The organism is Acinetobacter lwoffii (assembly GCF_022967985.1).
In the GTDB taxonomy this organism is placed as follows: domain Bacteria; phylum Pseudomonadota; class Gammaproteobacteria; order Pseudomonadales; family Moraxellaceae; genus Acinetobacter.
Map to the genome: position 1 here is coordinate 22587 of NZ_JALJVC010000021.1, position 15007 is coordinate 37593.

General features: G+C 44.0%; 15 protein-coding genes. 7 read left to right on the forward strand and 8 right to left on the reverse strand.

Features of this window, described 5'->3' with window-relative positions; translation table 11 throughout:
- Positions 1 to 96 precede the first annotated feature (96 nt).
- From rpmE to MWG72_RS12265, 4 genes are all read right to left on the reverse strand, one after another.
- Positions 97 to 321, reverse strand: a complete 225-nt coding sequence (gene rpmE, locus MWG72_RS12250; protein ID WP_004279743.1) for a 50S ribosomal protein L31 — start codon at positions 319 to 321, stop codon at positions 97 to 99.
- A 195-nt stretch (positions 322 to 516) separates the two neighbouring features.
- Positions 517 to 1497 (reverse strand): bile acid:sodium symporter family protein, encoded by a 981-nt coding sequence (locus MWG72_RS12255; RefSeq protein WP_247144153.1) that lies wholly within the window; start codon positions 1495 to 1497, stop codon positions 517 to 519.
- A gap of 144 nt (positions 1498 to 1641) precedes the next feature.
- Positions 1642 to 2043 (reverse strand): lactoylglutathione lyase, encoded by a 402-nt coding sequence (gene gloA / locus MWG72_RS12260; RefSeq protein ID WP_004279741.1) that lies wholly within the window; start codon positions 2041 to 2043, stop codon positions 1642 to 1644.
- Position 2044: 1 nt separating this feature from the next.
- The gene (locus MWG72_RS12265) at positions 2045 to 4213 is read right to left on the reverse strand and encodes an AmpG family muropeptide MFS transporter (protein ID WP_153566474.1); all 2169 of its coding nucleotides are present in this window, start codon (positions 4211 to 4213) and stop codon (positions 2045 to 2047) included.
- Between the two features lie 198 nt (positions 4214 to 4411).
- Here MWG72_RS12265 and MWG72_RS12270 point away from each other — a divergent pair, with 198 nt between their 5' ends.
- Positions 4412 to 7039, forward strand: a complete 2628-nt coding sequence (locus tag MWG72_RS12270; protein WP_005107354.1) for a Lon protease family protein — start codon at positions 4412 to 4414, stop codon at positions 7037 to 7039.
- An 89-nt stretch (positions 7040 to 7128) separates the two neighbouring features.
- Here MWG72_RS12270 and grxD read toward each other — a convergent pair whose 3' ends face one another.
- Positions 7129 to 7470, reverse strand: a complete 342-nt coding sequence (gene grxD / locus MWG72_RS12275) for a Grx4 family monothiol glutaredoxin (protein ID WP_005104579.1) — start codon at positions 7468 to 7470, stop codon at positions 7129 to 7131.
- 160 nt (positions 7471 to 7630) lie between these two features.
- Between grxD and MWG72_RS12280 the strand changes: the two genes are divergently transcribed.
- The gene (locus MWG72_RS12280; protein ID WP_247144154.1) at positions 7631 to 8842 is read left to right on the forward strand and encodes an aspartate aminotransferase family protein; all 1212 of its coding nucleotides are present in this window, start codon (positions 7631 to 7633) and stop codon (positions 8840 to 8842) included.
- Between the two features lie 59 nt (positions 8843 to 8901).
- On the opposite strand, the gene MWG72_RS12285 is transcribed toward MWG72_RS12280, so the two are convergent.
- The 3 genes from MWG72_RS12285 to surE all read right to left on the reverse strand — a co-directional run bounded on the left by MWG72_RS12285 (position 8902) and on the right by surE (position 11636).
- Positions 8902 to 9831 carry a LysR family transcriptional regulator gene (locus tag MWG72_RS12285; RefSeq protein WP_004730074.1) on the reverse strand — a complete coding sequence of 310 codons (930 nt, stop codon included), beginning with the start codon at positions 9829 to 9831 and terminating at the stop codon, positions 8902 to 8904.
- A gap of 91 nt (positions 9832 to 9922) precedes the next feature.
- Positions 9923 to 10753, reverse strand: coding sequence for a peptidoglycan DD-metalloendopeptidase family protein (locus tag MWG72_RS12290; protein WP_004279735.1), 831 nt, complete (start codon positions 10751 to 10753; stop codon positions 9923 to 9925).
- 94 nt (positions 10754 to 10847) lie between these two features.
- Positions 10848 to 11636 carry a 5'/3'-nucleotidase SurE gene (surE, locus tag MWG72_RS12295; RefSeq protein WP_004279734.1) on the reverse strand — a complete coding sequence of 263 codons (789 nt, stop codon included), beginning with the start codon at positions 11634 to 11636 and terminating at the stop codon, positions 10848 to 10850.
- A gap of 111 nt (positions 11637 to 11747) precedes the next feature.
- Between surE and MWG72_RS12300 the strand changes: the two genes are divergently transcribed.
- From MWG72_RS12300 to MWG72_RS12320, 5 genes are all read left to right on the forward strand, one after another.
- Positions 11748 to 12119 (forward strand): MCR_0457 family protein, encoded by a 372-nt coding sequence (locus tag MWG72_RS12300; protein ID WP_004279733.1) that lies wholly within the window; start codon positions 11748 to 11750, stop codon positions 12117 to 12119.
- Positions 12120 to 12280: 161 nt separating this feature from the next.
- Positions 12281 to 12661 carry an MCR_0457 family protein gene (locus tag MWG72_RS12305; RefSeq protein WP_005104587.1) on the forward strand — a complete coding sequence of 127 codons (381 nt, stop codon included), beginning with the start codon at positions 12281 to 12283 and terminating at the stop codon, positions 12659 to 12661.
- A 128-nt stretch (positions 12662 to 12789) separates the two neighbouring features.
- Complete coding sequence (dacC, locus tag MWG72_RS12310; RefSeq protein ID WP_004646537.1) at positions 12790 to 13938, forward strand: D-alanyl-D-alanine carboxypeptidase PBP5/6; 1149 nt, start codon at positions 12790 to 12792, stop codon at positions 13936 to 13938.
- A 111-nt stretch (positions 13939 to 14049) separates the two neighbouring features.
- Entirely contained in the window at positions 14050 to 14583 is a 534-nt protein-coding gene (locus MWG72_RS12315) for a gamma carbonic anhydrase family protein (protein ID WP_247144155.1), read from the forward strand.
- Between the two features lie 79 nt (positions 14584 to 14662).
- On the forward strand, positions 14663 to 14827 hold the full coding sequence (locus MWG72_RS12320; RefSeq protein WP_247144156.1) for a hypothetical protein: 165 nt from the start codon (positions 14663 to 14665) through the stop codon (positions 14825 to 14827).
- Positions 14828 to 15007: the final 180 nt, after the last annotated feature.

Sequence of the window (15007 nt, forward strand, 5' to 3'; positions counted from 1 at the left end):
TTGTACAAGCCTGTGCATTTAGGAAATCGAATGATAATTTTCTAAATTGCAGGCACAAAAAAAACGGGCTTAAAGCCCGTTTTTTCATTTTGGGTATTAACGTTTAACAGAACGTGACATACCAGCAAAACGTTGTTTGAACTTGTCGATACGACCGCCAGTGTCAACGTTCTTTTGCTTACCAGTGTAGAATGGGTGGCAAGCTGAACATACGTCTAGATAAAGAGTTTCTTTACCAAGAGCTGAACGAGTTTCGATTACGTTACCACATGAACAAGTAGCAACTAAAGTTTCATATTTTGGGTGAATATCGGCGCGCATCGTCGATTACTCCATTAGATTCAAGAAGGTTTAGCTGTCATCGCTATTGATCACTCTCAAATGAGGAAGCAGGAACATCGTTCATGCAGATCAACACCACAACAGACCATTCTTTTGGCCCACCGAGACGGATACCGTCAGAGCTAAGCACAACAAGTGGGCATTATTATACGTGAAACGAATTCAATATGCGAATTATTCTTCAGCTTCTGATTCACTCTCTTTGGCCCACAGATTGGCAATAATCCCGCAGACCATTAACTGAATCTGATGAAAAATCATGATCGGCAGGACAATCATGCCCAGCGGCTGGCCAATAAATAAAATTTGCGCCATCGGCACTCCACTAGCCAAGGTTTTCTTGGAACCACAAAAGAATGCCGTTTTTTGGTCAGCGCGGCTAAAGCCCAGCCAGCGTGGAATATAAAGTGATAATAACATCACAATGGTGAGTAACACCGAGCAAGCCAGCAATAGCAACAACAAGGTACTCAAGCTCACTTCATTCCACAGCCCGGCCACGACGGCGCTACTAAAAGCGCCATACACCACCAGTAAAATCGAGCCTTGATCGAAGACCTTGACGATTTTTGGCATTTTCATCATTTGCGGATAGATCCATGGACGCAGAATCTGTCCTAAAATAAACGGCACCAAGAGCAGCAGTGTAATCTGGATAATCGAAGAAGTCGGATCAAAACCATGATCAGATTGACCGAGAATAAAAAATGCTACCAATAATGGAGTAATAAACATACCGATCAGATTGGAAAAAGAGGCACTACATACCGCCCCGGCGACATTGCCATGAGCCACTGAAGTAAAGGCGATCGAGGACTGCACGGTGGATGGCAGGAAACACATAAACAGGAAACCCCAATATAGTTCCTGTCCGAGCATCGGTAATAAAATCGGCTTGGCCAAAAGTCCGAGAATTGGAAACAAAGCAAAAGTTAGCGCAAAAACCAAAGTATGCAATTTCCAGTGCATAATGCCTTGCAGCACAGCTTCACGAGACAGTTTGGCGCCGTGCAGGAAAAACAGGATGGCGATCGCTCCTGTCGTCACCCAGCCAAAGACTTCAGCCGCCTTCCCCGAAACTGGCAACACACTGGCCAGCAAAACCATCACAAACAACAGTATCGTAAACCGATCCAATGCCAAGAACTTAAGCATATCCCTATAATCCCTCAGATTTTATTGTTTGATATAAAAATGCCCGGCTATCTTAACAGATGCCGGGCCCATGCTATGCACTCAGATTGATGTAATATTTTCATCTATACATGAATGCATTTCATATATCTCGCTACATCACACTTAGTTATTACGTGCATTGTTGTCTTGCTGGATCAGCTCGATTTTATAACCGTCTGGATCTTCTACAAATGCAATCACAGTCACGCCACCTTTCATCGGGCCGGCTTCACGTACGACATTACCGCCACGCGCTTTAATCTCTTCACACGCCTTATAAGCATCATCGACTGCAATTGCGATATGACCATAAGCATTGCCCAGTTCATAGCTGTCTGTATCCCAGTTATGCGTCAATTCCAGTACGGTGTGATTTTCTTCATCGCCATAACCGACAAAAGCCAAGGTAAAACGGCCCTCTTCGTAATCACGCTTACGAAGCAAAGTCATGCCAAGTACTTCAGTATAGAACTTGAGAGATTGTTCTAAATTGCCTACACGTAACATGGTATGCAGCATGCGCATATTAATCATCCTTCTGTACAGATTGTTGTTGGTGTTCACCGAGCAGTTTTGCGACCCAAACCACCAGAATCAGGATCGGAATCCCGATTAGAGTAGTCATCAGGAAGAAATTCGGATAACCGATATTGGTGACTATAGTACCCGAATATCCGCCTAAAATCTTAGGGGTCAAAGTCATGAGTGAGCTAAAAATCGCATATTGAACAGCGGTAAAAGACACACTGGTCAAGCTCGACAAGAATGCAATAAACGCAGCACCAGCCAGCCCAGCAGCCAGATTGTCGACAATAATAGCAAAATAAAGCCACTTGTCGCTATAAGGTTTAATTACCTTACCACTGACTTCGACTGTATCTGAACTGCTGCCATCTACGACCGCTAAAGGCTGAATATCGAGATCTAGATTCTGGGTACTGGCCAAGTGATCATTGACCTGATAAACATGTATGGTTTGCTGTAGTGCTTGACCATCTTGCATCAGGACGGCACTGATAATATGTGCAGGTGACTGAATCAGTTGTTGTGCAGGAATCGCGGCAGTAAATACGCCTTCGCTTTCCAGTTTTGCATCAATATTCTGATCGTTGATTTGCAACACAATCTTTTGATTCTCTTGCAGTGCTTTACCGACATACTGGCCGCGCACTACAATGGTCTTGTCCTGTTCAGCTACAGTGAGGGTATTGTCACTGGTGATCGGCAGGATCTGTAACTGGGTGCTGTCCTGTTGTGCGGTCAAATATGGCATATTAACCTGCACTGGCGCTTGATTGGTATTATCTGCATTAAGATAAGCGGCTGACACTTGTAGCTGTTTGCTCTGCGCCAGCACTGCACTCGGTACATCTAGCTTCCAGTAACCCACTTCATCGGTCTCTGCCTGATAAACCTGATTACCGGCTTTAACTTCCACAGCTGCCAGTTTTTCACCAGACTTGACCAGGCCGATAAAAATCAGGTTGGTAGAACAGGCCAGTACGGCACCGACAAACATCAGTTTCATGATGTTCATCTTCTGGGCCAAGAGCCCGCCAAGGAAACCACCGACTAAAGAGAAAATCACCCCATAGACTTTAACGGCCTCGGCAATCTGTTCTTTACTGAAATTCAGGTCCTGATAGAACACATTGGAAATGACGCCGGCAATAATATCGGAAACCCGATAAAAACCGATCAGCAATAACAACACCAATGCCAGTTTCAAGCCATAACGTTTAAAGAAATCTGCAACCGGATTGACCCAGGTTTCATAGGCCATTTGCTTGTTAACCGCCCCCATTTTTACCAAGCTTGCACCAATCGCAAAGGCCACTGCACCCGAGCCAACAAAGCGCAAAGCTTCAAAACAGAACAAGGCAAAGGTATCTTGAATGGCGAATTGTTCGGTGATGCTGGCCACCAGATTGCCCGAATAGATATAGCTCAAGACAAAACTGATCACCGCCACAAAAAATACGGCGACTAAACGGAAATAATCACTGCGCACATAGTGTTTTCGCACACGGTCAACCTGCGGCTCCCGAATGGACAGTGTGGTGATAATACCGACCAGCATGACAGCAGCCATCGCCAGATAGGTCCATTTCCAGGCATCATAGATATAGTTGCCTTTCGCAGTTCCCAAATAGGCCGCCAGAAACAAGGCACCAGCACCGGCCACAATCATCCCGATCCGGTAACCTGCATTATAGGTGGAAGCCAATACGGTCTGCATCTGGGTTTCCGCCAGCTCAATCCGGTAGGCATCAATCACAATATCCTGCGTTGCTGCGGAGAAACCAAGCAGGACAGCACCGAGCGCCATTTGCTGTAAATGTGTGGCACCCAAAGCCGGATCAGAAAAGGCCATAATGGAAATGGCACAGACAATCAGAATCTGCGCAATCAGCAACCATGCACGACGACGTCCCAGAGCCTTGGTCAGAAAAGGGACAGGAAGTTCATCAATGAGCGGTGCCCAGACGAATTTAAACGAATAGCCCAATGCGGCCCAGCTAAAGAAAGTTACTGCACTTTTGCTGATTCCGGCCTCACCTAACCATAAAGACAGACTGGAAAAAATCAGAAGAATCGGCACACCAGCCGAAAATCCCAAGAACAGCATGATCAATGCACGTCGATCTAAAAATGCTGTAAATGCGGATTTCCAACCCGTCGTTTGTGTTGTCATTGCTTTATTATTTTCCGCAGAAAAACCAATTGCTGCTATTCAATCCTGTAATAGCGTATCTTTCAACAAGATTTATATATTTATCACATTTCCGGTTTTTTATTTTCTGGCAAAAGCGACATGTTGGCTTGAATTTTTCAAGTAAATCTGTATACCTTAACTCTCATCAACGTAATATTTCGTTTTGGATTTTCAACAGTGACCCAGAGACTCGATCAAATTAATTCTTCTATTGCCAGTAACACCAGCACAACTCCACAAAAAATCCGCTCAGATTTACTTATCTCTGCATTTGAACAAAGCGAAATTAAAAATACTCTGGACCATACCCGGTTAACATCCACCCAGCTGACGCACATTCCAAACTTAGAAAAAATTCCTGCGTCAACCAAACGGATCAAGCCCCTGAATAACTTTTTGGGCCAAGATCGCGCACGCGCCTCAGTTGAGGCCGGGATTGCCCTGCCTTATTCCGGTTATAATATTTTTGCCGTGGGTACGGCTGGCTTGGGCAAACGCACCATGGTGAAGCGCCTGCTGCAACAGCATGCCAAAACCATGGAAACCCCAAACGACTGGGTTTACGTCAATAACTTTCAGAACCAGCGTCAGCCGATTGCACTGGAACTGCCCTCAGGTCAGGGCCCAAAATTTCAGGCGATGTTGAATCAAAGCTGGCAAACGATTCTAAAACAGCTTGAGCGCCGTTTTACTGCAGAGACCTATCACAACCGCATTGAAATGATTCGCCAGGAAACGGGGGATGAACAACAACAGGCACTGATCGAACTGACCAAAGAAGGCGCAGAACTGGATCTGAAGCTGATCTCGCGACATGATGAGCACTGTTTTGTCCCTGTGCATCTGATTGATGACAAATTGCAGGAAATGTCTCAGGAAGATCTGAATGCCTTAAGCAACAAAGATCGTGCTGAACTGGCGTCCAACATGCGCTATATGGACAAGAAACTGGAACGTTTGGGTTTACACCTGGGTGATCTGGAAGATGATGCACGCGATCGCGTTCAGATCCTGAACCGCGATATCGCCAAGCAGGTGGTCTTACCGCGAGTCGAACAGATTCTGGCGAAATTCAAACACGTGGAAGGTCTGGAACATTATCTGAAGTATTATGCTGAAGACATTATCAATAATGTTGAAATTGTGCTGGAACAGGAAGAAGATGATTTCACTCCAGCACTGTTCAGTCGCGTTCCGGCACGTTATCAGGCCAATGTGATTATCACGCACAAGCCGAACAGTGGTGCACCGGTGATCTTTGAAGATTTTCCAACGCATTACAACCTTTTGGGCCATGTGGAACAACTGACCCAAAATGGCACGATTACCACGGACTTTACCCTGATTCGTCCAGGTACCTTGCATAAGGCCAATGGCGGCTTCCTGATGCTGGAAGCGGAACAATTGCTGGAACAGCCGTATGCATGGCAAGGCTTGAAGCGCGCGCTTAAATCGGGGCATTTAAAACTGTCCTCGCTTGAGCATATGATCACGCTGACCGGCAGTATTTCAATCGAACCTGCTTCGATTCCTTTAAACATCAAGGTCATCTTGCTGGCTGAGCCTGAAATCTATTATGAAATTTTAGAGCTTGAACCAGAGCTGGGCAGCATCTTTAAAATCCGTGCTGATTTTACCGATACATTACAACGTAATGACGATAACGAGCAGGCTTATATGCAGTTGATTGCCGACTATGTACAATCGGATAAATTACTGCCTTTTGACCGTTCCGCTTTGGCGGCATTGCTCACAGATTCCAGCCGTCAAGCCGAAGATCAAAGTTCATTGTCATTACATGCCCTGACGCTGGGCGATCTGATCCGTGAAGCACATCATCATGCCTTCCAGGCCGGTGACAAGATGGTTTCAGAAAAACATATCAATACCGCACTGGATCACCGTAAATATCGTCTTGGCTATTTACGTGAACTGTACTGGCAGGATCTGACTCGTGGTACTCAACTGATCGAAACCCGCGGCCATCGTCTGGGCCAAATCAATGCCCTGTCCGTCATTCATTATGCTGATGTCGAATTTGGTCTGCCTTCACGACTGACTGCTTCGGTGTATCAAGGTGGCGGTGATATTCTGGATATCGAACGCAGTGTGGAACTTGGTGGCTCTTTGCATGCCAAAGGCGTGTTACTGATGTCATCCTTCCTGAAAGCGCATTTTGGTCGTGAACAGACCTTACACTTCTCTGCTGCACTGGCCTTTGAACAAAGTTATGGTCAGGTCGATGGTGACAGTGCCACTGTTGCGGAACTTTCTGCCTTACTGTCGGCCATCAGCCAGTTACCGATTGATCAGTCCTGGGCCATTACCGGTTCCATGAACCAGCTGGGACAAGTACAGCCTGTAGGTGGTGTGAATGCCAAAATTGAAGGTTTCTTTGATGCTTGCAAGTTACAAGGTCTGACCGGTAAACAAGGTGTGATTATCCCACGGCAAAATATGCAACATCTAATGCTGCGTAAAGATGTCACCATTGCTGTGGAAGAAGGTCAGTTCCATATTCACGCGATTGATACTATTGATCAGGCGCTGGAAATCCTGATGGCGCGTCCTGTCGGTACCTTGGATAAAAAAGGTCGCTATAGCAAAAATTCAATCTATGCCGCAGTGATGGCACAGCTGGATTATTGGCAAGCGATTGAAGATGGTGCCGAACTGGTCGAAGTGCCGAAGAAAAAGAAAAAAAAGAAGAAGAAAAAAGACAAGAAGCAAATCGTCGAACCACAAACTGAAGTTGAAGCTGATGTTTCGACAGTTGAACAGCCGGATGCAGCGACAGAGGATTAACTCTGACCTTGACCTAAGCAAAAATAGAGACAAAAAAAGCGCTTCTCAATGAAGCGCTTTTTCACATCTGGACTTAATTTAATACAAAATTAAGCATCAACTGCCGGGCTGTACTGTTCAACTAAAGGCTTTAATTCACCTTTTTGGAACATGTCGAGCATGATATCACTACCGCCGATCAACTCACCATTGATCCAAAGCTGTGGAAATGTCGGCCAGTTGGCGATTTGTGGTAACATCGCGCGAATGTCCTGGTTTTCCAGAATGTTTACATAAGCAAACGGACGACCAATTTGACTGAGTGCTTCTACTGCACGTGCAGAAAAACCACATTGTGGAAATTGCGGTGTGCCTTTCATGTAAAGAAGTACTGCGTGTTTTGCAATTTGGTCACGAATTAACGCTTCGGTATCGCGTGCTTGTTCAGTCATTGATAAATCCTCAACTCATCTGTCTCGCATTATACCCAAATCCAGGCAAAACAGTATGTCTAAAGCAATAATTCCAATTTTATTTACAATTACCCTTTAAATCTGAGCGGGTTTTTGCTTATATAAGTTTTTCTTTCCACCTAACAGTTAAGAGTTAGTCATGAATAATATTACCCTCGCACCGGTACGAACTGATCAACCGTCTCATTTGATGCCTGTTTTTGGCCGTCAACCGATCAGCTTTGTCCGAGGACGAGGTGCATATCTTTATACCGAAGATGGTACAGAGTATTTAGATGCATTAACCGGCATTGCCGTATGTGGTTTGGGCCATGCGCATCCAGTCATTGCCGAAGCGATTGCTGAACAGGCAGCGACCTTGATTCATACCAGCAACCTGTTTGAAGTGCCTTGGCAAACGGCTGCCGCACAAAAACTGGCTGAAGTCGCAGGCATGGAAGAAGTATTCTTCTCAAACAGTGGTGCAGAATCCAATGAAGGTGCAATCAAAATTGCACGTAAATTCGGTCATATGCAAGGCATTGCTTCACCAAAAATTATTGTTGCTGACCAGTCTTTCCATGGTCGTACCATGGCCACCTTATCTGCTACAGGCAATAAAAAAGTGCAGGAAGGCTTTGGCCCACTGGTTGAAGGTTTTGTCCGTGTACCTTTTGGTGATATCGAAGCGATTGAAGAAGCGGCAATCAATCACCCGGATATCGTAGCGATTTTGGTTGAGCCTATTCAGGGTGAAGGCGGTGTCAATACCGCACCTCAAGGTTTCAGCTATTTAGAAGAAATTCGTCAAATCTGCAACCAGCATAACTGGCTGATGATGCTGGACGAAGTGCAAACTGGTAATGGCCGTACCGGTAAATACTTTGCTTATCAGCACACCAATATTATTCCGGATGTACTGACCACAGCCAAAGGCTTAGGAAATGGCTTCCCTATTGGTGCAGTCATGACCCAAGGTCGTGGCGTCGGTGTATTAACTGCTGGAAATCACGGTTCTACCTATAGCGGTACAGCACTGGGTTCGCGTGTGGTCTATACCATTCTCGATATTATGCGAAAAGAAAATATCGTCGCGAATGCTGCTGAAAAAGGTGCTTATATCGTTGACCAGCTACGCAACAAACTGGCAGATCAAAATGTCATCGTACGTGGTTTCGGTCTGATGATCGGGATTGAATTACCAAAAGAATGTGGTGATCTGGTTGCGATTGCACGCGATGAATACAAGATGATTATCAATGTCACCGCAGGCAATGTCGTTCGTCTGTTGCCTACCCTGAATATTACCCAGGAGCAGGCAGACCAGTTGATCGAACGTCTGGTAAAAATGATCAAAGCTTATTTAGCATAAAGCCCTAGCTTAAAAATTAAAAAAGCCGCTCTAAAGCGGCTTTTTTATTATTCTGCATTCTATGATGCGTTTTGTAACATACGTCCGCCAGAGATCTGGCTAAAATATTGTTTCAAGGTATCAAGACAACGAAGAATTTTTGTAGGTTGTTGTTCACGTTTCGGAATAACCGCATACAGTGTAATCGGTGGCAGTCTCCATTCAGGCAGAACTTCAACTAAAGTACCGTTAAGCAAATCCTTTTTAGCATCAAGATATAAAACCTTGGCAATCCCATTGCCCTGCAAGCACATCGATTTTGCAACCAAACCGTTATTGGTACTGAAACGGGATTTCAGTTCAAACTCGGCTTTTTCTGCAGTATTCACATGTTGAAAATGATAATACTGATGGTTTTTAAGATGCGTTAAAGGTAAGACCTCATGATTTTTAAGATCATCAGGTCTCGAAATAATGGTGCTTTGATTAATATAACTCGGTGTCGCCACCAGGATTTGCTCAATCTGCATCAATGGCACAACCTGAACATTATGCTCATCATTTTTCTGTTCAAATCTTAGGGCGATATCAACCCGCCCATCCAACAAATCAACCTCATGATTGTTTGTTTCTAAATGTACTGCCAAGCCGCGATGTGCAGCCATCCAATGAGAAAGTGCAGGAATCACATGATTCGCGCATAATTCTGGCAAAGAAACGATACGCAGCTCACCCACGAGATCATCACGTAATTCATTGATCCGGACTTTACCGCGTTCAGCAGCAGATAACATTTCTTGACAGCTATGGAAAAAAGCTTGTCCCGCTTCGGTCAGACTTAATTTTCTCGTCGAACGATTTAGAAGTACGACTTCCATATCGTGTTCTAACGAGCGAATTTGTTGACTGACGGCGCTGGTCGTAATCCCTAATTCACGGGCAGCACCGCTAAACGAGTTCTTCTCCACAACGCAAGCAAAGACACCCATTGCTCGAAGTTGATCTAACATGAATTTCCCTCTAAACTTATGAGGTGCTTCATCATTTGATAAAAGCAACTTATTGTATTATACGGCGAAATTTACACTTTGCATTATTTATTTAATTGTTTGGTAAAACTGCAGTAGGATTAATAGGTTTGCCGTCTAAGCGCACCTGAAACTCAAGCATGGTACGGTTTGTACCAGTTGATCCCATTTCTGCAATTTTTTGACCAGCCGTTACATTTTGGCCACTTTTCACATTCAATTTACTGTTATGTGCATAAGCGGTGATATAGCCATTGATATGCTTCACCAACACCAGATTGCCATATTCTTTCAGGCCATCAGCGGCATACACCACCTGCCCGTCTGCTGCTGCAAATACCGGATCACCGACATTGCCACTATAGCGGGTGCCCTTGATATTAGAAGCTAAATTGTATTGCTGAAGAATCGCGCCATTCGATGGTTTTACCCAACGTAGACCTGCTGCAGTAGATACTGGCGTTACAGGTGCAGATGTACTGACGCGTGGTGTGGTTTGTACTGTCGTTGCTGGTGTCACCGGTGCCGGTGTAGGCACTGCAATTGTTTGACGCTGGATTGGCGCTGCCTGAGTCACTGCTTGGGTGCTGGTGCTACGGCGCGTAGTATGGGTTTTCAGGCGGATCGATTGTCCGACATAAATCCGGTACGGCGCACTGATATCATTCATCTCTGCGACACTGATATAGTTCAGTCCATAACGTGCTGCAATCCCACTCAATGTATCTCCTGAACGCACCGTATAGAAATCAGGAGCTGTTGCATAACGCGTTGCATTATTCACCTGGGGTTTGGTGGCACAACCGGTAATTACTCCTGTAGAAATAACAACGGTCGATAAAACGAGGGTTTTAATCAGGGTTGCAGGCGAAGCTACGACACATTTCGGTAACACCAAGAACATTATCTTCCTCTCTAATGCTATACGGTTGCAAAATTCCGTTAAGATTAGCAAAGTTTTACGGCAATATACTTGCAATCGCGAGTTTTTCACAAAGTTATAACACTAAGGACGCATTTTCTGCCAATTGTGTTTGTAAATTCCGCAGACTCTCATAATTGGTAGCATCCATCTGAATCGGGGTAATACTAACATAGCCATTGGCGACCGCAGAGAAGTCCGAATCAATTTCGTTAAATCCTGGCTTAGGGTCTGCGACTGCTTCTCCTGAGAGTCCAATCCAGAATACCTGACGACCACGCGGATCTATATGACTCGTCACCGGTTTAGACTGACGGCGGCGACTTTGATATGTCACTTTTTCACCCTGCAATTCAGTTACATCTGGAATATTGATATTAAAAATATGTCGCTCAGGCAGAACAGGCAAACCACGAGCAATAAAATCATGCACCCATTCGGCGGCCAACTGATAATCCTGAGGCTGCTGATAGCCACGTACATTCGGCCCACTCAGTGATACGGCAATCGCAGGATGTTTAGTTAAACGACCTTCAAAGGCCGCCCCGACTGTACCGGAATACAAGATATCATCTCCCAGATTTGCGCCGCTATTTATCCCGCTAACCACCAGGTCAAATTCAAAATCAAATAGCCCGTTCATAGCCAAGTAAACGCAATCTGCCGGCGTCCCATTAACCGCCCAGACATCAGGAGAAATCTGGATTGGGCGTAAAGGGCGGTCCAAAGTTAAGGCACTAGAAAAGCCACTGCGTTCACTTTCCGGCGCCACAATCACCACTCGCCCCAAAGGTTTTAAAGCTTGTGCCAAAGCCTGAATACCGGGTGCAAACACCCCATCATCATTTGAAACTAAAATATTCACTAAAAAATCTCGTTACGCTAAAAAATGACTGACTAGGACATTTCATTGTATTAGTGCAGGAATTATATATATTTATTGCTCGACATCCATCTTTATAATATGTGGCTCAAGATGATTAAAAAATTCTCTTTATTTAGCGCTCTCACTTTAAGCTTGGCAGCATTTATTTCCCCTTCAGTCATGGCAAACGATCTGACTGTTGAAGAAAACAATACCATTGTAAAAGAAGATATTGCATCAGCACAGGTTATGGCTGAAGTTTGCCCGGCAATCATTGGTCAAAATCCAAAATTTAACAGCACCGTTGAACAATTGATCCAGTCTTATCTTGCAGACTACTCAGATAAAGGCATGAGCTATCAAAAGCTACAGGCAGACAGTGAATATAAATCTTTACTTGAAGAAGCACGTCAGGGTGCAAAGCAAACCAGCTCAGACGAGCAGAAAACTGTCTGTGAAGAAATGCTGAACTACCAAGGCTAAGCCAGCTAAATTTTCAAATAAGACGGTGTAAACATCGTCTTATTTTCTCTTACAGATTTATTCATAATTCTACAGCTTCGCTACATTTTCCCACTTTTCAATTTCAAAAATAAGTTTAAGCTAGGCAAATTATTGTTCTAAATCCATTTTTTGAGTTTTCAATGAAAAATCCAATATTCCAAGCTTTAACATTCTGCGCAATTTCTGCCGCCACTCTTTTGGGAACTTCTGCATTTGCAGCCGATGAAAACATTAATGTTACCCCAACTCAGCAAGTGACCAAACAGGAACTGGCAGCCATTTATGTTCTTTCAGAAATCTGTCCAAGCATGGTCAAAGACAAGTCACAGTTTAATCAGGGTTATACCAAGCTGGTGACTGAGTATATGCCGGGCCAGCGTAATCCGGTTGAAAGCTTAAACCAGATGGCTAAACAGAACGATTTCCGCAATATTCTGGCCGAAGCACAATCGGATGCCAAGAAAGCCGGCAAGAAAAAAAATCAGGTGATTTGTAATGAATTAACCACCTATAACAATTAAGCTGCTTTTCTGCCGATAACTTACAATACTTTTGAAATAAGACCGGGTTTCCCATAGAAGTCAGCCTAGCTTTGTCCTAAAATGCTAGGCTCTTCGTGCTTACATCAAGATATAGGAACCCACTAGAAATGACCCAAAAAACTGCCCTTGCTGCATTATTATTAGTTCCTAGTTTTAGCTTTGCAGCAACTGTCCTATCTGCACCACCAGAATTGAATAATAAATCCTACGTGCTAATGGACTACGAGACAGGGCAACTTCTCGCTTCAAAAAATGAAAATGAAAAATTAGCCCCTGCTTCAATGACCAAGATGATGACCAGCTACATCATCGAACAAAAACTATTGAGCGGTGAACTCACTGAAGATGAACAAGTGCGCATGAACGAGTCAGCATGGTGTCGCGGCAGTAGCGCGGAATCATGTATGTATGTACCTTTAAATGGTACGGCAACTGCACTTGAAATGCTTCGCGGGATTATTATTCAATCAGGGAATGATGCATCGAAAGCCATGGCTGAACATATTGCAGGGAACGAGGGTACCTTTGCACATATGATGAACCAGGAAGCTAAACGTATTGGCATGACCAATACCAGCTTTATCAATTCAACCGGTATGCCAGCTGAAGGTCATTATTCAACTGCCAAAGATATGGCAACGCTGGCACAACACATCATTAAAGACAGTTCTAAGTATTATCCGATTTATGCGGAAAAAGAATTTACCTTTAATGGCATCAAGCAAGGTAACCGTAATGCCCTGCTATATACTGATCCGAGTGTAGATGGTTTAAAAACTGGCCACACTGATGAAGCTGGTTATTGTCTGACCACCTCATCAAAACGCGGTCCTACGCGTCTGATTTCAGTGATTTTTGGTGCACCAACCATGCAGGAACGTGCGACACAAACACGTGAATTGCTGGCTTGGGGTTATGCAAACTTCGAAACCAAAAATGTTCAACCTGCTAAACAGGTACTTGCCAAAGCCAAAGTCTGGTTTGGTAAGGAAGATGAAGTTCAGATCGGTCTTGCTGAAAACTTTAACGTGACCATGCCAAAAGGTCAGGCTAATGCGATTAAAACCCAGCTGGTGGTTCAACCTAAACTGACTGCACCTTTACAGCCTGGTCAGGTCGTAGGTAAATACGTAGCGACTCTGGATGGTAAAGTAATTTCAGAAAAACCATTGGTGGCTTTAAACGCGGTTGAAGAAGCTGGTTTCTTCGCACGTATGCTCGACCACATTAAACAGTTCTTCTCAAACTTGTTCTAAGTTTAAATAAACTGTTTTAGTCCCGGACTAAGACCAAAGCACTCATTCAGATGGGTGCTTTTTATTTTATACTATGCACATGATCCTTAAACTTTTAATGAGCAGATCACCATGAGCCAAAACATTCGTTCTTATTTAGACACGACTCCAGAAATTGATAAATCGTGTTATATCGATCCGATGGGAATCGTGGTCGGCGATGTGGTCTTGGCTGAAAATGTCTCAGTCTGGCCTTTTGCCGTGATTCGTGGTGATGTTAATTCAATCCGGATTGGTAAAAATTCGAATGTTCAGGATCATGCTATGTTGCATGTCAGTCACAAAAAAGCCGACAAACCGAATGGTTCGCCTTTGATCATTGGTGAAGATGTCACGATTGGCCACCATGTGACATTGCATGGTTGTACTATTGGTAATCGTGTATTAATCGGGATTAACAGCATCATTCTGGATGATGTCATCATTCCGGATGATGTGATGATTGGTGCAGGTACGCTAGTTCCACCTGGAAAAGTTTTGGAAAGTGGTTGGCTCTATGTTGGTAGCCCGGCAAAAAAAGCACGTCCGCTCACTGAAAAAGAAATGGCATTCTTGCCTTATTCTGCACAGAATTATGTAAAAGTCTCTCGAAATTATCTTGGGTAAATCAAAATAAACAGATCTCTTTATTTTAATCCTTTGGTTTAATTCTTGCTTTAAAACAAGCATAACTCGAAGGATTAAAATGTTTATTGCGGTTTACCGTTTCAAAATTAAACCAGCGACAAAGGAAGCTTTCATTCAGGCATGGAAAACGCATATGGAGGGCATTTATCTGGTTTTAGGTTCTCTCGGCTCTCGCCTGCATAAAGAAGAAAAGACTGGTGATTATATTGGTTATGCTCAATGACCAAACAAAACACATTGAGAAAATGCCGACTTTAACCACCTCAATTCAGAAGAATATTTAAAGTATAAAAAAGCAGGTGAAGTGATGTGTAAGACTATTATTTCAAGCGATACTATTTTGGAATTAGATGTCGAAGCAGATTATTTACAATCAAGAACGTTTCTTTTTGAATAATTTTTA